General features: G+C 67.6%; 9 protein-coding genes. 6 read left to right on the top strand and 3 right to left on the bottom strand.

Features of this window, described 5'->3' with window-relative positions:
• The first annotated feature begins 109 nt into the window (after positions 1-109).
• Together ACIA5C_RS34525 and rsmG are read left to right on the top strand one after the other, a co-directional pair.
• Positions 110-679: a protein jag gene (locus tag ACIA5C_RS34525; protein WP_396062567.1), complete on the top strand. Its 570-nt coding sequence runs from the start codon at positions 110-112 to the stop codon at positions 677-679.
• Positions 680-924: 245 nt separating this feature from the next.
• Complete coding sequence (gene rsmG, locus ACIA5C_RS34520) at positions 925-1,674, top strand: 16S rRNA (guanine(527)-N(7))-methyltransferase RsmG (RefSeq protein WP_396062565.1); 750 nt, start codon at positions 925-927, stop codon at positions 1,672-1,674.
• 1,011 nt (positions 1,675-2,685) lie between these two features.
• Here rsmG and ACIA5C_RS34515 read toward each other — a convergent pair.
• A complete protein-coding gene (locus ACIA5C_RS34515) occupies positions 2,686-3,150 on the bottom strand; it encodes a hypothetical protein (protein WP_396062563.1) in 465 nt (154 codons plus the stop codon).
• A 663-nt stretch (positions 3,151-3,813) separates the two neighbouring features.
• On the opposite strand from ACIA5C_RS34515, the gene ACIA5C_RS34510 reads away from it, so the two are divergent.
• From ACIA5C_RS34510 to ACIA5C_RS34495, 4 genes are all read left to right on the top strand, one after another.
• Positions 3,814-5,091 (top strand): AAA family ATPase, encoded by a 1,278-nt coding sequence (locus ACIA5C_RS34510; RefSeq protein WP_396062561.1) that lies wholly within the window; start codon positions 3,814-3,816, stop codon positions 5,089-5,091.
• On the top strand, positions 5,088-6,110 hold the full coding sequence (locus ACIA5C_RS34505) for a ParB/RepB/Spo0J family partition protein (RefSeq protein WP_396062559.1): 1,023 nt from the start codon (positions 5,088-5,090) through the stop codon (positions 6,108-6,110). Before ACIA5C_RS34510 ends, ACIA5C_RS34505 begins: the two co-directional genes overlap by 4 nt.
• A gap of 1,147 nt (positions 6,111-7,257) precedes the next feature.
• Positions 7,258-7,764, top strand: a complete 507-nt coding sequence (locus tag ACIA5C_RS34500; protein ID WP_396062557.1) for a DinB family protein — start codon at positions 7,258-7,260, stop codon at positions 7,762-7,764.
• A 5,902-nt stretch (positions 7,765-13,666) separates the two neighbouring features.
• The gene (locus tag ACIA5C_RS34495) at positions 13,667-14,416 is read left to right on the top strand and encodes a hypothetical protein (protein ID WP_396062902.1); all 750 of its coding nucleotides are present in this window, start codon (positions 13,667-13,669) and stop codon (positions 14,414-14,416) included.
• A 503-nt stretch (positions 14,417-14,919) separates the two neighbouring features.
• Here ACIA5C_RS34495 and ACIA5C_RS34490 read toward each other — a convergent pair.
• On the bottom strand, positions 14,920-15,882 hold the full coding sequence (locus ACIA5C_RS34490; RefSeq protein WP_396062555.1) for a D-alanine--D-alanine ligase: 963 nt from the start codon (positions 15,880-15,882) through the stop codon (positions 14,920-14,922).
• Between the two features lie 8 nt (positions 15,883-15,890).
• Positions 15,891-17,192 (bottom strand): PLP-dependent aminotransferase family protein, encoded by a 1,302-nt coding sequence (locus ACIA5C_RS34485; RefSeq protein ID WP_396062553.1) that lies wholly within the window; start codon positions 17,190-17,192, stop codon positions 15,891-15,893.
• Between the last annotated feature and the right edge of the window lie 46 nt (positions 17,193-17,238).

Raw genomic sequence — 17,238 nt, 5'->3', positions numbered from 1 at the left:
CGAGCGCTCCCCTTGCCGAGACCTCCCCGCGCCGGGCGAACGGACAGCGTCCAGGGCGGGAAACAGCGGACCGAGCAGGTCCGGCCCGATTGAGTACGGAGATGAGACCGTGACCGACACCAGCACTCCCGATTCTTCGGTTGCCGAGGCGACTTCCGCTCCCGAGAGCACGCCGGCGGGCGCCGAAGAGACCAAGAAGACGGAGACTGTCGCCTCGGACAGTGACCTGTTCCGGCAGAGCGAAATCGCCGCCGACTACGTGGAGGGGCTGCTGGACATCCTCGACTACGACGGCGACATCGACGAGCTCGTGTCGGCGGGCCGGCCGATGGTCGAGGTCGTCGGCGGCCGGCTGCAGCCGCTGGTCGGCCAGCGCGGCGCCACGCTGGAGGCGCTCCAGGAGCTGACCCGCCTGGCGATCTTCCGGGCGACCGGATCGCCGAGCCGGCTGCTGCTCGACATCGGCGGCTACCGGGCGTCGCGGCGCAAGGAGCTGGCGGCGGTCGCGCGCAACGCGGTCGAGAAGGTCAAGGAGCACGGCGACCCGGTACGCCTCGAGCCGATGTCGGCGTTCGAGCGCAAGTGCGTGCACGACGTGGTCAACGCGATCACCGGCGTGCAGAGCGAGTCGGAGGGCGTCGAGCCCAACCGTCGCATCGTGGTTCGTGCGGCTGACTGATCATGAGTGACCCACGCTCCGGCGCGGGCGACGACTTCGGCTCGGGCGATTCTGCGCCCGGGCCGTCGTCGTTTCCGGGCCGCTCCGGGATCGGTCGGCGGCCGGTGGCGTTTCCTGGCCGGCGGCCTTCCTCCCCGCGCTCTTCGTCGCCGGCGCCTTCCGCTTCCTCGCCTTCGTCTTCCGCTTCCTCGTCTTCCGCTTCCTCGTCTTCCTCGCCTCCCACGGCGTTTGCCTCGGATGCTGACTTGCCGGTTGGGGCTGAGCCGCCGTCGGAGTTTGCGGCGGTTGCGGCTTCCGTGTTCGGGGAGCGGCTCGGGTTGGCTCGTGACTTTGCTCGGTTGCTGGTCACCGACGGGGTTGTGCGCGGACTGATCGGCCCGCGGGAAGCACCGCGAATCTGGGAACGTCACCTGATCAACTGCGCTGTTATAGCCGAAATGATACCTAAAGGCGCTTCTGTCGTAGACGTGGGTTCCGGTGCTGGTTTGCCCGGTATCGTGCTGGCAGTGGCCCGTCCGGATCTCAGCATTACCCTGGTCGAGCCGCTGGCACGACGCACCACGTTCCTGACCGAAGCGGTAACCGCCCTCGGCCTCGACGCGACCGTCCAGGTCGTCCGCGGCCGGGCCGAAGACGTCGTCGACGGGCCCCCCGCCGGCGCCGACGTCGTCACCGCACGGGCGGTCGCCGCGCTCGACCGGCTCGCCGGTTGGTGCCTTCCGCTCGCCCACGTCGGCGGGCGGCTCCTGGCGCTGAAGGGCGCATCGGCCGCCGACGAGGTCACGGAACACCGCGCCGCGGTCGCCGAACTGGGCGGCTCCGAGCCGGTCGTCCACACCTGCGGGGAGGGCCTCATCGACCCGCCCGCAACGGTCGTGGAGATCGTCAAGGTGCGGGACGTCGTGCCGTCACGGCCGAAGCCGCCCACCCGGGCGGCACGCCCGGGACGCCGCGGCGGTCGCGACTCCGGGCGAGGGGGAACGCGGAGGGGATAAATGGCCAAGCGGGGCGGCGCGCGAAAGCGAAACGCGAAAGCACAGCGTCCTGAGAGGCCTGGGGGTACGTCGTCGTCGCCCCCGTCGTCGTCGCTGCCACCCTCGTCTTTGCCGGGGTCCTCCCCGTCGCCGTCCCCGTCGCCATCGGCTTCCTCGTCGTCCCCGTCGTCGTTGCCGTCGTCCGCGCCGTCCCCGTCGCGATCGGCTTCCTCGCCGTCCTCGTCGCCGTCGTCGGCTTCCTTGTCGTTGGCCTCGTCCGTGCCTTCGCCTTCCTCGGCGGATGCTGGGCTGAGCTCGGATGGACCGGCCGTGCGGGGCTCGAATAAGAAGGCCGTCGGTTCGGGAGGATCGTCTCGCGCTCCCCTGCCTCGCGCGGCGAAATCCTCGTCCCCCTCTTCGCCGGCCGAGGGAAGGACCTTGATGGACGGGCGTCCGGTCGGGGGTCCGGCTTCTCGGGAGGGTTCCGAATCCGGACGGCGCGTTCAGGCTGAAGCTGATTCGACCGGCCATCGACCCAGCGGCAATGCCGATCGTGGGTCGGCGCTCGGCGGAGCGATCTCCCGCCTGATGAGCGTCACGGCAATCTTCCGGCCGCGGACGGCTTCCGGCTTCCGGCCGCAGGAGGCTCCAGGCGCTTCCGAACGGCGAGGAGGCGCGGAAGTACCTGGCCCCACCGCTGTTTCCGAGCCTGCCAAGCGCCGGCCGATCGACGCTTCCGCACTCCCCGATGACGCTGGTGTGAGGGCAGGGTCTGGTGCTCTCTCGGATGGCGGGCGGACCGCTGGTCCTGTTTTGGAGGTTGGCCCGGTCGGTAGTGCCGACCGACAGGAGGGCCGTGCTGATGGTGGCGGCATGGGGCGCGGCCATGCCGGCCATGCGGGCGGTGGCGGCATGCAGCGCGGCCGAGCTGGCGGCGCTGATTTGGAGGTTGGTCCGGCCGGCGGTGCGGGCGTAGTGCGCGGCGCGGCTGCTGGTGCGAGCGTGATCGGCGGCGCGGCCGGTGGTGCGGGCTCAGACGGCGGCGCGGGTGGTGGTGCGGGTCCAGAGGGGGGCGCGGGTGGTGGTGCGGGTCCAGAGGGGGGCGCGGGTGGTGGTGCGGGTCCAGAGGGGGGCGCGGCTGGTGGTGCGGGTCCAGAGGGGGGCGCGGCTGGTGGTGCGGACTCGGAAGGCGGCGTGGCCGGTGGTGCGGGTCGAGAGGGCGGCCCCGCGACTGGCGCTAGCCTGAAGCGCGGCCGGGTCGGTGGTACGGGTCCAGAGGGCGGTGCCGCGGATGGTGCTGGCCTCGAGCGTGGCGGGGTCGGTAGTGCGGGCATCGAGGGTGGCCGAGCTGGCGATGGCGGTGGCCGCCTTCGGCTCGGTGGTTCCGGGTCGGATCGGTCTGATCGTGCGCGCACTGGTGCTCGGCCTACCGGTGTTCCCCAGCCGGGGCTGTCCGGCCGGGCGGGCGAGCGCGGTTTGCGTGGCGATGCTTCTCAAGACGCTGCGCCTCGCGGTGACTCTGAGCCGCCTTCGCTGGGTTGTGTACCGAAGGCTCCGCTGCGAGGCGCAGTCTCCCCGAGCGCCGCCGCCCCCGAGCCGGTGCGGTCGGGTGATTCCTTCGGGCCGGCTTCTTCGAGTTACGCGTACGAGCGTGCGCTGCCCGGTGGTCCCACTCAGTCGACCCTGCGCGGCAGTGCCTCCCACGACGACGCTGCTCCTGGCGACGGGTCTCGGTCTTCGGGCGGACCCGGTGCGGAACGCGGCCAAATTGGGGGCGACCGGGCGGAGAGCATGCGGTTGGGGGCGGGGTCACCGCGTACGGAAAAGGGGGAAACGGTGTCGGCGGCGCCTGTCGCCGCGGAAGGGGGTGCCCGGGCCGCGGGGGTTTTAGGTGAAGAGGGGGATTCTGATGGGGTATGCGGGGATGAGGATGAGGGTCGATCGGGGGTTTCGTTGCGGCTTGTGCCGGGGGTGATGGTGTTTGCGGAGCCCTCGGATGGGGGTCCGTCTACGTTGCACCCGACTCATCCGGTGCCCGGCCATGGTCAGGCTCGCCCGACGGCCGTAGGCTTGCCGGACGTCGATAGTGCGGGTCGGATTTCTCCTGCCGGAACGCACGTGTCGCCGCCCGATCCGTTCGTCGCTTCCAGGGATAAAACGGTGCATGAGTACGGTGTTTCACGTGAAACCGAGTCGTCTCTTGGCCCCGATCGCATGCCGAACGTGGGTGTCGACGGCGTGGGTGGCGGATTCAACAGCGCTACCGGCGCCTTCGAACAGGGCGTTCCGCAGCCCCGAATCGGCAACGGGCAGGCCGCGGAGTCGTCGACCGGTCAGGTCTACGGCTCGCCGCAGCCTCGGCCGCGCCCTGACGAGGGGCAGCAGCCGTCGGCGCCCGCGCCGCGCTCCGGTCCGCCGGCCGCGGCGTCCATACCGGTGCCCGTTTCGGCCGCTCCGGCGACGGTCGCGCCCACTTCGGGGGCTGCCATCGCCGACCCGATGAACCCGGAAGCAACCTCGTTAGGCGTCGATCCCGGTGTTTCACGTGAAACGCCGAGCCAGGATGAAGACGATCCGCCGCTAGCCATGGAAGCGTTGCGAGCTGTGCAGATCCTCAACCCGAGCGGCGAAATTACGATGCCGCGCCCGGACCACCCGAGGGTGCTCTGCGTCGCGAACCAGAAGGGCGGGGTCGGCAAGACCACCACGACAGTGAACCTTGCCGTGGCGCTCGCGCTGCATGGCAACCGAGTTCTGGTGGTCGACCTCGACCCGCAGGGCAACGCCTCGACCGGCCTCAACGTGCCGCACCATGCTGGTATCCCTGACGTTTACGACTGCCTGATCGACAACGTGCCGCTGTCCGAGGTGGCCCAGGCGGTCGAGGGAATTCCGAACCTCTGGTGCGTGCCCGCGACCATCGACCTCGCCGGTGCGGAGATCGAGCTGGTCTCGGTGGTGGCCCGGGAATCGCGACTGGCTCGGGCGATCAACGCGCATCCGGAGAAGTTCGACTACGTCTTCATCGACTGCCCGCCGTCGCTCGGGCTGCTGACGGTCAACGCGCTCTGCGCGGCGCAGGAGGTTCTGATTCCGATCCAGTGCGAGTACTACGCGCTGGAAGGCCTGAACCAGTTGATCAACAACATCAACCTGGTGCGCCAACACCTCAACCCGACGCTGGACGTATCCACGATCTTGCTGACCATGTACGACCGGCGTACCCGGCTGGCGGACGCCGTCGAGCAGGATGTGCGCAACCACTTCGGCACGAAGGTGCTCAACGCGGTGATCCCCCGCAATGTGCGGGTGTCGGAGGCTCCCAGCTACGGCCAGTCCGTGATGACCTACGATCCCGGATCTAGGGGTGCGACCAGCTACTTTGAGGCCGCTCTGGAGATCGCGATGCGTGGGGTCAACACGGGAGGCACGGCATGAAAAATCGTCCGCGGGGTGGCCTAGGTCGTGGCCTGGGTGCGCTGATCCCCACGGCGCCGGCCGCCGAGCCCGTTCCTTCGAGCGAGCATCCGGCACCTCCGCAGTTCACCGGTGCGCCGGTGCAGCCGGGCCCGGCTGCGGCGCCTCCCCCGGCGCCGGCGACACCGGAGGGCGAGCTCTCCCCGGTTCCCGGCGCGCGCTTTGCCGAGATCCCGGTTACCTCGATCGAGCCGAACGCCAAGCAGCCTCGACACGTCTTCGAGGAAGAGGCGCTCGAGGAGCTGAAGACGTCGATCCGCGAGGTCGGCTTCCTCCAGCCGATCGTCGTTCGAGATGCCGGTGACGGCAAATACGAACTCGTCATGGGCGAGCGCCGATGGCGGGCCGCGCAGGCGATCGGTCGCGAAAGCATCCCGGCGATCGTGCGCGAGACGCGCGACGACGACATGCTCCGGGACGCGCTCCTCGAGAACATCCACCGTGCGAACCTCAACCCGCTCGAAGAGGCGGCTGCCTACCAGCAGCTGCTTGAGGAATTCGGGGTCTCGCACGAGGAACTCGCCAAGCGGATCGGCCGCAGCCGGCCGCAGATCTCCAACACCATCCGCCTGCTGAAGCTGCCGGGCCAGGTGCAAAACCGGGTCGCCGCCGGAGTGATCTCGGCCGGCCACGCTCGGGCGCTGCTCGGCCTGGACGATTCCGACGCGCAGATCAAGCTCGCCGAGCGGATCGTGGCCGAGGGACTCTCGGTGCGGTCGACCGAAGAGGTAGTGACGCTCGCTCTCTCCGACGGCGCTCCGGCCAAGAAGGCGGCGCCCCGGCGGCGGGCGAAGGTGCATGCGCCGGCCCTCAACGATCTGGCCGAGCGGCTGTCGGATCGCTTCGACACTCGGGTCAAGGTTGACATCGGTCGGAACAAGGGTCGCATCACGATTGAGTTCGCCACCGTCGACGACCTGGAGCGGATCGTTGGGATGATCGGCGTCGAGGAGGAAGGCTCCGGAGCGGAGCCAGCCTGATTCCGTACGGTTGGGAGCCGTTAGCCAAAGGCACGTGACGAGTCACGTGCCTTTCGTGTGTGCGGGTCCGGCCTGGTCGCGAAACCGTCTCAGAAATCGGACTTATCGGTCGTCGGAATTGGCTTTCCTCCCAGAAATGCACCGTTCCGAAATCCCAGGAGAATGGCTCTGACAGAACCGGATCCGCGGTTCGGGCGCCATTCATAGATAGCTTCGAATCCATTCGTGGTCGACGGCGGGTTTGGTAAGGGTTGCATTCCAATGTCGCCTGGTCCGTATGTAGTAACGTTCGATTATCATGTACTACGTTGTTCTTTGAGACTGTCTTCCTTTCGAGCTAGCGCCAACGCTCGAGTTGTTGGGGCTATCGAGTCCCCACCGCTCGGAGGCCTCGCACATCCTCGTCGTTGATACCGCGGGACGGCCGCCTCGCGCACCGAGACGCGATTGCTGAGTCCTCCAGCTTTCAGGCGGGTCTCGGATGCTTGGTGGCGCCGGCTCCGTTGTCTCTTTCAGTTGATGAGTGGTCTGCCGGTGGCCGCTCCTGGTAGTCGCTCTGGCGTTACGGGCACGCAGTCGGTGCCAGCACGCTGGCGGTACGGGCTATGGCCGTGGCACGCGGTGGCGGTGAGCGGTATGACGATGGTCGTCGGCAGTGGTCGTTCTGACGGTGGTCGTCGGCAGTGGTCGTTCTGACGGTGGTCGCGCTGGTGGCTCGACCCTCTCGCAGTGATCGTTTCGGTCGGTACGGCGCTTCGACGCTGAGATGCGCTGGGCATTGGGCGCTGGGCGCTGGGCGCTGGGCGAGCGCAGCCGACGGGGATTGGCGGCTCAATGGGCGAGCGTGTTGAGCGCCTCGTACCCACCGGTTGTCATGGACCTGGTCAGACTCATCTTCATGATCGCCGACGTGCATTCGCCAGCGCGCTCCTCTGCTCTCCTTCCTGACGGGTGCGTCCTTGATGGCCGTTGGGCGTTGACGCGACTCGGTTCGTGGGATCCGGTACCAATGCAGCTCTAATGGCAAAATCTTGGTTTGTTGTCCGGAGGCCGGCCGGCGATAAGCGGCTACACCCTGCCTTCGGCGGCCATGGTTTGCCGACGTTGTTGTGTCCCGTTCCAGGGAGCGGCCGAGGATGGAGTCCATATGAGCGTCGAACGGCCTGAGCCTCCGCTGATCGCAAGCGAGCGCGAGACGTTACGGGTGTACCTCGACTTCCACCGCTCAACCCTCGCGATGAAGTGCGAGGGCCTAACAGATGATCAGCTTCGCCAACGCTCCATGCCACCGTCGACCCTTACGCTCTTGGGCTTAGTTCGCCACATGGCCGAGGTCGAACGGACGTGGTTCCGCCGCGCCATCGCCGGCGAGGACATCCCCTTGGTCTGGTCAGACGAGTTCGACTTCCAGGCCGCCTACGATGCCTCAAACTCGACGCGCTCCGAGGCGTTCGGCGCGTGGGAGGCAGAGGTGGCGCGCTCTCGCCAGATCGAGGCCGACGCCGAGTCGCTGGACGTTCTCGGCTACCAGCCCCGCTGGGAAGAGCACGTGTCACTGCGCTTCGTCATGCTGCACCTGATCCACGAGTACGCCCGCCACAACGGCCATGCCGACTTTCTCCGCGAAGGCGTAGACGGCACAGTCGGGGCATGACTGGCCCGCCTTTAGCCGGGCGGTCTTGAGTCGGTCCGGTTCCGGCGCGGCCGTGGGGCCTTCTGCGTGGGCTTCCGGCCCTAGCGGTTGCCGCAGCGCTCGCGCTCCCCGTTTCACGTGAAACAGTGGCACGGCAAGCGCCGTTCTATCCCGCCGATACGAGTCCCCGTGAGCAAGAGGCCGGCGCTGTTAACGAGGCGAACCCCGGCCGTGCGGACCGGCCGAGTCATAAGCGTGCGTGCTGAATGAGCGATGAGGAGCGACGAGATCCGAGGCGTTCCCACTCGTCTTGAGCCGGCACGGCGGTCGAACAGGACCCAGGCCTTCTCCGGTGGGCAACCGTGGTCCTGCCGTTAGAGCGTGGGAGCTGAGCGCACAGGCTAAGCCGATGATGGCTTGTGCGACTACGCATGATCAGGAAACTCTGGCTCGCAGGCGCAGTGGTATCCCCACGACCCGCCGCTTGCCATGCGTCCAGCACCTGCGTCGGAGAGCGCGGTAGGTCGAGTGCTGATCGTTCGGGAGGGCCGTACCCACCCACCGAGCTTCTCCATCGGAACTCTGCGGCCGTTCCCTAGTTGCCCATTGATCGGATGGCTCTGTCGGTGGAGCAGGGTTGCACCAAGCGTCGAATGGATCATCCGGTCGACCTCGCCCAGTGAGCGCTAAGCCCGCCGATTCACATCCCTGCCGACCCCGAGGCTTCATTGCCCGCTAGTCCTTGAGGTGCCACCCTGCTCGTTGAGCGAGCCCGACCCGGCATCGCCCGGAGCCGTCGAGGCCGATCTCCGACGCCCTGCCCGTCCAGCGCTGACTTCCGTTTCAGGTGAAACCGAACTCTCGCAGCGCTTGGCGAGCCGAGACCGTGACGCCGTGGCGACCTGAAGGACCATAGCCTTCGACGCTGCGCAGCTCCCTCTGAACAAAATCCTCGAGCCTCCGATAAGCCTCAGGACCTAGGAGGCTCTCCTGCGCGCTCTGGTAGGTCCGCACGTGAAGCGCCGGATCGCTCGGATTCGCCCGGCGGGGACCTTGCGGCAGCCGGTTCTTAAGCTGAGGTCTAAAGGGCGGCCCTATGGCGCTCATCCGGACGGTCACTGTTGCGTCGGGGCTCCAGCGTCAGGCAGTGGAGCAGCCGGAGCGGGCGCCCAGGGACCAATGAAGCGACGCCGACGTGGGCCAGCCCGGCGAGACCAGGATCCGGCGTGGCCGAAGGCCATCGCGAGTAGCCTGGAGCCGTTTCACGTGAAACATCAGCCGACAAGACGCTGTGCGTCCACCGGCTCATGAGCGGCATCAACCCTGGGGTCGCGAACGGACGCGGTCGACCGTCTCCGTCACCGCGCGGGCATCGAGCTGACGACCCGTTGATAGTGGAACCTCATGGCAGCGACGATGGGAACCAAGTCGCGGGGACGGTGGCGCGCCGCACTTTGCTCAATCCGCTGTCTTGCCCTCCGCTTTAATCTCCGTATGACGGTGCACGTGAAGCTGGGCCCAGGCCTCTCGGACCGTCCAGCTCTGCCATCCATGGCACGTCCTGTCGACGGCTCAACCGCTGTGAACGCATCAGCTGCTCGTGGGTTCCACCTCCGACGACGGCCCGCGCCGTTCTCCAAATGGATTCGACTCAGGTTGCGTTTTGGGCCAGCCGGGCAAGACCCTTGCGCGCTGGTGGCGCAACAAAGGAGCCGGCCACGCTTCCAGCCTCCGTCGCTTGGGCAAAGTGCCGGTAGCGAGGTCGGGGCGGTCGAGGCCTTGGCCGCGTCGATCGGTGGCAGCTCGAAGAAGTTGAGATGTGGGCCGTGTCAGCCCGGACCTGATCCAGGGCCGTAGTTTCCGGCGCAACCGAGGTGGCAAGGCCGCCTAAGCGCCGCAATGCCACCGAGCAGCAGACGCGATCCGGGCGGGCGCGAATGTCCAGCAAGGCCGTGCCCTACACGTCGCACGAAAGCGCCGCGGCCTCGATCTGCCATCGCGCGGAAGAGCGTATGGCACGGGCCGAGGCGGCTGCCCCGGCAAGGCGTTCTGTAATGACTAGCGACTTGCTCCTCGCACCCGTGAGTCGGGTCGGGTCATCGAATGATGAGCGGACTTCAGCCGCTTACGCGTTTCACGTGAAACTTAGCCGTTCGCAAGGAGCGCACCCGATCGCTCGCAGCTGAAGACGTGCGCCGCAATCCGCGTCGCATACAAAGGCACGCGGCAGCTCACCGGCGCGTCTGAGGAGGGCCACACCGTCGGTGGCGAAAGGGCAGGCGGCTGGAACCGGCCGACTGCGCTGGACGCCCGGATGCAACTCAGGGTCGAGCGATGGTCCAAAAGATCGGCCGTATGCGCCGACGCGACTCTGGAGCATGGTGTCGGTGATAACCCGGTTCGCCACGGTCAGGGTTAGCTACTTCAGTCTTCGGCATCCCATCTGGAAGCCAACTTTGCTACCCCCTTGGCGCACCGTGCGAGACAAGTTGGATCGGAACCAGGCGATCGTTGTGAAGCCAGCCGCGGTCCTAGCCGAAGTTCTTGGGGGCGGCCTTACTGCTGCTGGCACAGGAACGGGCTCCAGTCGCCGCAACCGTAGAGCGGCGGGGAAGCAAGGCCCGGACGGGTCAGCAATAAGACGGGAGCGGACCGGCGCGGGGCGACAGGTAGAACCCGTTTCACGTGAAACCGCGTCCACCTCTCTCCCGGCCTCGCCAGCCGCGGCAGGCGAGGCTGAGGGCTTGCGGAGGACTAGATGCTCCGGCATGCCTGATCATGCTTTGGCGTCGTGGCCGGAATCGGTGTTGAGGGCCGAGTCCGATAGGCGCGGTGCCAGTCCGATCCGGCGCCGAACGTTGCGGTTTAGTTGACTACCTCGACGGCCCTCCGACTAGGGCCAACCCGGCGCACACATCCTCCCGGGGCTAGCTCGCATGGACCGGTGAAGCGGCACGGTCGCAGTTGAGGCGGTTGCCTCGTCGATGGGGCTCACCTCAAAAAACGTCGCACCTCACGGCCCGGACGGCGAGCACGCACAATGTCGCGGGCGAGACCCCCCTAGCGAAGGCATGAGGGAACGGCGTCTCGTAGCAACGAGATCGCCCAGCGACTCAGTCGTCGCCGCGGGCACAAACATGTGGGCGAGGAAGTTGCTCACATGCCTACTCGACTGAGTTGCGAGCCGGTGCATTGGGACAGGGGCGCGAGGATGAAGTCTCGGGCGACGAGGGGCGAACCTTCGATTAGGAGCAGTGGCGGAGCCGCCATGCCTCAGCCGTACTCGAACGCGTCATCTCGGAGCCGTGCATCTGGGCAGGCGGCGCTAGTCCGAGCCGGCCAAATCTTCCGGAAGCGGGCCGAGCCTCCGCATGCACTTCCCGGCCAGCAGGCCGGCTGCGGCTGCCTTGGAGGTCTACGAATAGCGTGCCGAGCGGATGACGTGGGAGGCCGAGAATGCCTGGCCGATGGACCGTGCCCTTGACGAGCGAGGGAACGACAGATCCGAGGGCTTCGGGTATCGCGAAGAGATCGTCGTGGGGTGAGGAGCTCATTGCCTGGCCGTAGCGATCGAGTGCTGATGGCCACGCGCGGCATGGTTCGGTCCGCCAACGCTCGGCGGCGTGGCTGCGGGAAGTCGCAGGGACGATTTGCCTGGGGCTCAAGTTGTCGGGGCATGACCAAGCTGTGGGCATTCCTCGCCGCCGCCCTGGCTCTGAAACATCGGTCGACTCCATCGGAGGCCGACCGATCGGAGATCGCGCTAGGACTGAGGTCTTGTTAGCGCTGCGGCGAAACCGCGAAGATCTTGGAATTTGCTTGGCCTCATTGAGTCGGGGACGTAGATGACTGCGCGGTCGGTGGCCTCCGGGTGGTCGCCCGGTTGGGTGTCGCGGGGGCTACATGTAGGCGCAAGCGCACTGCGGGCCGGAGCACTTCGCTGCCGCCGGCCGCGACGCTGACCGGGTTCGGTTAGCGGGGTGCAGCCCACGTCGGCCCGGGTCTCGTCGGCCGGCCTGGAACTCGTCTCCGCGGTGACTGGGCAGCCGGCTCCCACTTGACTCGACCTGCAGACGACTGTGATCCGAATGAGCGAGTGCTTCCTATTCAATCTCCGTTCCGGGCCGACGGGATCTGGCGACGGTCCTCGGTCCCGCACCGCACGGCGGTAGCGGCGTGTCCGGAATCGGCTGGGTCTAATTGCGGCGGTTCAGACGCGCTTCGAGGTCCGGATCCAGCACCGGCGACGTTGCCACTTTCATTGCGGACCGGACTCGAAGCGGAGACCCTTAGCCGCGGCCACGCCGAGCGCGGAGCTTTAGTCGACGGTCTTCGTGCCATCATTCGCAGGCCGTGGAGTCTTCAGGGTGGCATGGCCTTCGTAGACTCGGCGGCCACTGAGGTCGCTTAAGCGTGCCGGATCGTACGGGGAAGTATGGTCAGCCCGATCAGCTCGAGTCGGCTTGCCGGCTTGGCCAGCCTAGGGGCACCTTCGCGCCAGTCCGTCTGCCTCACTGCCTTCCGTCCGTCCGGGCCCTCTTCAGTGGAGCGGCTATCCAAGCTGGGCCTGCCCCGACCGAACTGGCTTGGCAGCCAACCGGCCTGGTCGGGGAAACGAGCCGCGTGTTCGATCAGAACCGCCGGGCCTGGATCATCGTCTTGCGCGAGATCCAGTTCCAGTCCCGGTCGGCTCCGGGACCTGGCGCAACGGGCATCCACCGGATCAGCCGCAGCAGTCAGAACGGGTTGGCATGCGGGCCGGCTCGACCCGACCCGTTGTATTCATTCGTGCCCAGCCCGGCGATCTGCGCTCAGTCTCCTGAGTCGACGTCTCTGAGCGGAACTTCCTAAGCCGTTCCGCGAGCCCGCTTTGCTGATCCAAATCACTGAACCCCCCGGCCGATCCGAACGACCGACCCCGCCTGCCGACCCGACTCTTGATTAGCCAGGCCGGGAGCAGGCGGTTCACTAGTCCCCAGAGCCACTGCCGCCGTCCAGTCCAACGTGGCTGCCCGGTAACGGTTCTATCCCGTCATCGATCACCTCCCTCGCAGTTCCGGCCCGCCGCTCAACCGGCCTCGGCTCGTCAGGACGGGCCGACCGGGACGGGCCGACCGGGACGGGCCCCCCGGTACCGGCCCGCCAGCCTGCTAATAGCCGAAGCGATTGAGGCGATCAACGAAGAACTGTTCTAGCGACCAGCCGCGCGAAAGTTAGAAGGGCGGAGCGAGCCGCAGTGCCGACCTGGCTTGTCGATGGAGTCGGCGATACGTCGGCGCCCAGAGCAAACGATCGCCTTTCCGAGCCTGTGGACGACAGGTGCTGGCGTCAACGAACCACATCCCAAGCGAGGCCGAGCTGTGACGAGACGATCGCACTGAGCAGTTGGTACGGGGCCGACACTGAAGGGCCAGTTACGCCTCTCCGTGACGGAACGCCCTTCAGGAGTGCACTCGGAGCTCCGGGGCTCCGGGCGGACGGGGTCGGTCTTAAGGGATACCCATCGGGTTATCCACAGGCGGAGGGCTCGCCGTTGCTTGCGGGGACTGTTTCACGTGCAACCACCCGATCGGTTACAAGGGCGGTAGCCGCTATCCACAACCTGTGCGCAACGCCTGTTGAGAAGGTGCGTCGGGGGCCGTTTCACGTGAAACCACGCCGATGGACTGTGCCCTCTGCACGGGCCTATCCACAGCCTCTGCAACGCTGCGACGTCGCGTTTCACGTGAAACGGGGCTGCCTGTGGATAACCCCTGTGGATAACTTTGGCAGTACCAGGATGCCCACAGACGGTGATCTCCATCGACGCCCGTGCAGTCCCCCGAACGGCTGAACGACCGTTGTCCCCATCGCGGAAAATTGACCCGGGACAGTACCTCCTGGCCTGGGCTAAGGTCACGTCGTGCCCGAGAACACCGCCCCGTTGCCCGACTTTGTGCGCTGGCCCTCTTTCCCGTTCGAGGGCGCCATGCGGGTAAAACCGCTCGCCGCTCCGGTCGAGGTCGAGCCGCCGCGGAGCGGGGAAGACGCCGCCGACTGCATCGCCTGCGGCACGCCCGACGATTCGTACATCTGGGTGAGCGAGCGGTGGCGCGTCCGTGCGATGGACCGGCCGACCGGGCTGCCGATGGTCCTCATCCTCGAGTGCCGTTCACACCTTGACTTGGGCGACCTTCCGAACCTTCTGGCGGCCGAGCTCGGTGTCATGACGGTCCGCCTCGAGCGAGCCATTCGGTCGCTCGACGGTGTCGCGCGCGTACACGTAAATCGCTGGGGCGACGGCGCCGCGCACCTGCATATGTGGTTTCTTGCCCGGCCGCAAGGCCGGCTGCAGTTGCGAGGCACGTTCCTCTCGCTGTGGGACGACATCCTGCCGGTGATCCCCGAGCACCAGTGGCGGGAAAATCTGGCAATGGTCGCGGCGTGGTTGGCCGAGTTCGGCGGCACGGCCATCGCGGAGCCGCCGCACATTCAGTGGGAGTCACCTTCCACGATCACTTTCGCCGGCAGCACGGTCGAGGCGCCGGCCGAGCATTCCGCCGAGAGGCCGACCGACCTCGGCAATGCCGAGCCGGCTCAGACGATCGCGGCCGAGAGCGGCGCCCAGACACCGGATTCGCCCAACGGCAACGAGCCCACCACAGCGAGCACGGCGACATCCACGCAGCCTTAATTCAACGCCTCGCAAAGCGAGGCGCACCGGCACCAGTCGCCGACCGTAACTGGCCCCACGGGGATGTCGCACAGTCGACCGCTATCGGCACCTGCGGCTGACCGCCTCGCACCGGCTTGCCCTCGCGCGAGTGCAACAGCCGAAGCCGGATCGACTCGAAAGCACGATGCGTGGTGGCGGGGCGCGCGGTGTAGTCCGGCTCATTGCTCGCACGCGCGTTCAACGCCGACTTGATGTTGAGAGGCGGACGTCACCGGGAGCCCGATGGCTCGCCTCGACAAAACGGTGTGAGCTCGTCGCCAACCGAGAGCATGATGTTCGCGGGTGCAAAACGCAGCGCGCACGAGCAGGACACGGCGTGATGTCAGCACTCCGGATCGATTCCACGCCTGGTCGAACCGGTCCCGTGCGCTTAGCGGCAAGACGGCCGCTGATAAGGCAAGCCTGCTAGACAAACAGAGAGCCGGACCGACAACGCCGGTCCGGCCCTCTCCAGATAAGAGCTAGTTGGACGACCTCTGAACGGCCCGCTCAACCAACTGCACCAAGATCTGCCCCAGGTCCATCCCCGCCGCCTGCACCGCCAGCGGCAGCAGCGAGGTCTCCGTCATCCCCGGCGACACGTTGATGCCCAGCACCTGGGGCGCCCCGTCGGACGGCACGATCAGATCGACCCGGGACAGGTCTCGCAGACCCAGCGCCTTGTGCGCCGCCAGTGCCGTTTCCGCTACCCGGGCCGAAGCCTCCGGTGACAACCGGGCCGGCGTGTGCCACGTCGTCAGGCCGGCCGTGTAGCGGGCCGCGTAGTCGTACACCCCGTCCTGCGCCACGATCTCGACCGCCGGGAGGGCGGTCGGGCCCGCGCCCAGGTCGACGATCGAGACGGCCACGTCCATGCCGGGGACGAACTTCTCCACCAGGGCGGTCGAGTCGTACGCGAAGCAGCCCACCATCGCCGGCGGCAGGTCGGTGTCTTCCCGCACCACCGCCGCCCCGAGGCCGGAACCGCCCTGGGCCGGCTTGACCATCAGCGGCAGGCCGAGCCGGTCGACGATGCGGTCGAGGACCGCCACCGCGCCCAGTTCGGAGAACCGGTCGTGGGGCAGCGCCACCCAGTCCGGCGTCGGGATGCCGGCCTCCCGGAGCATCGATTTTGCCGACGGCTTGTCCCACGCCAGCCGGGATGCCCGCGCGTCGCAGCCGACGTACGGCACGCCGCACAGGTCGAGCACTCCGCGCAGCGATCCGTCCTCCCCGGTTGCCCCGTGCAGTGCGATCACCACCGCATCGGGTGGATCTTCCTGCAGCGCCGGAAGGAGCGAGACGTCGGCGTCGCGCATGTCGGCGGTCAGGCCGGCCCCGCGCAGCGCGTCGAGGACCCGGCGACCGGAACGCAGCGACACGTCCCGTTCGTAGGACAGGCCGCCGGCCAGAACCATCACGTGCACATCGTCACCCGTACCCATGTCGGTGATCATGCCAAGCCGGGAGTGTCGGCCGCGGCCGTGCCCCGGCGCCGGCCGTGCGGGGCCGCCGAGGCGCCGAAGACCGCGCGCATCTCGAGTTCCTGTTCCATCACGCCGGAGAGGCGGCGGACGCCCTCGCGCAGCCGTTCGGGCGACGAGAACGAGAAGTTGAGCCGCATGTTGCTGCGGCCGGTGCCGTCGGCGTAGAACCCGGTGCCCGGCACGTACGCCACGCGGGCCGCGATCGCGCGCGGCATCATCGCCTTGGAGTCGAGGCCCTCGGGCAGCGTCGCCCAGATGAACAGCCCGCCGCCGGGCCGCGTCCATGAGCTGCCGGCCGGGGCGAGGTCGTTGAGGGCGTCGAGCAGCGCGTCACGGCGTTCGCGATAGATCTCGCGGTAGACCTTGATCTGCTCCTGCCACGGCATGGTCGAGAGGTACTGCGTGACCGCGGCCTGCGCGAACGGGCTCGGGCAGAGCACGTTGGCCTCGTTCGCCATCACCAGCTTTTCCCGCACCGCGTGCGGCGCCAGGATCCAGCCGACCCGCAGTCCGGGCGCGAAGGTCTTGGAGAAGGTGCTCAGGTAGAACACTCCCTCACGGCGACGGGCCCGCAACGGCAGCGGTGCGTCACCCTCGAAGGACAACATCCCGTACGGGTCGTCTTCGACCACCAGCAGCCCGGCGCGCTCGCAGATGTCGAGTACCTGTTCGCGTCGCTCCTCGGAGAGGGTGACGCCGGCCGGGTTTTGGAAGGTCGGGATCGTGTAGAGGAACTTGGCTCGCCGGCCGGAGCGTTCAACAGCGGCGATTGCCTCTTCCAGTGCTGCCGGGATCAGGCCGTCGGCGTCCATGGCGATGTGCTGCACCTGGGCTTGGGCGGCCTGGAACACACCGAGTGCGCCGACGTAGGTCGGCCCCTCGGCGAGCACCACGTCGCCCGGGTCGAGGAACAGCCGGGCCAGCAGGTCGAGCGCCTGCTGCCCGCCCACGGTCACCACCACGTCGTCGGGGGACGCGCCGTGGATGCCGGAGAGCGCCATCACTTCGCAGATGCGTTCGCGCAGTTCGATGGTGCCCTGGCCGATGCCGTACTGCAGGGAGACGGTGCCCTGTTCGACGGCGACTTTGGCGAGCATCTCGCCGACCGCGTCGAGCGGGAGGGCGGCGATGTAGGGCGAACCTCCGGCCAGCGACACCACCTCGGGGCGGCTGGCGACGGAGAAGAGGGCGCGGATCTCGGATGTCGTCATCCCGCGCACACGTCGCGCGTAACGATCGGTGTAATCGTCCTGGGTCGTGCCGGTCATGCGGCTCTCCTTTCAATGCAGGAACTCCGATAGTAAACGCGGGCGC

It is taken from the genome of Actinoplanes sp. NPDC051343 (assembly GCF_044455125.1).
Lineage (GTDB): Bacteria > Actinomycetota > Actinomycetes > Mycobacteriales > Micromonosporaceae > Actinoplanes.
This window is presented reverse-complemented; position numbering and strand designations above follow the sequence as displayed.

What these genes read in the sequence shown, in the direction of transcription:
- ACIA5C_RS34500 (WP_396062557.1), top strand. Translation starts at nt 7,258, where the DNA reads ATGAGCGTCGAACGGCCTGAGCCTCCGCTGATCGCAAGCGAGCGCGAG.
- ACIA5C_RS34505 (WP_396062559.1), top strand. Translation starts at nt 5,088, where the DNA reads ATGAAAAATCGTCCGCGGGGTGGCCTAGGTCGTGGCCTGGGTGCGCTG.
- ACIA5C_RS34490 (WP_396062555.1), bottom strand. Translation starts at nt 15,882, where the DNA reads ATGGGTACGGGTGACGATGTGCACGTGATGGTTCTGGCCGGCGGCCTG.
- ACIA5C_RS34485 (WP_396062553.1), bottom strand. Translation starts at nt 17,192, where the DNA reads ATGACCGGCACGACCCAGGACGATTACACCGATCGTTACGCGCGACGT.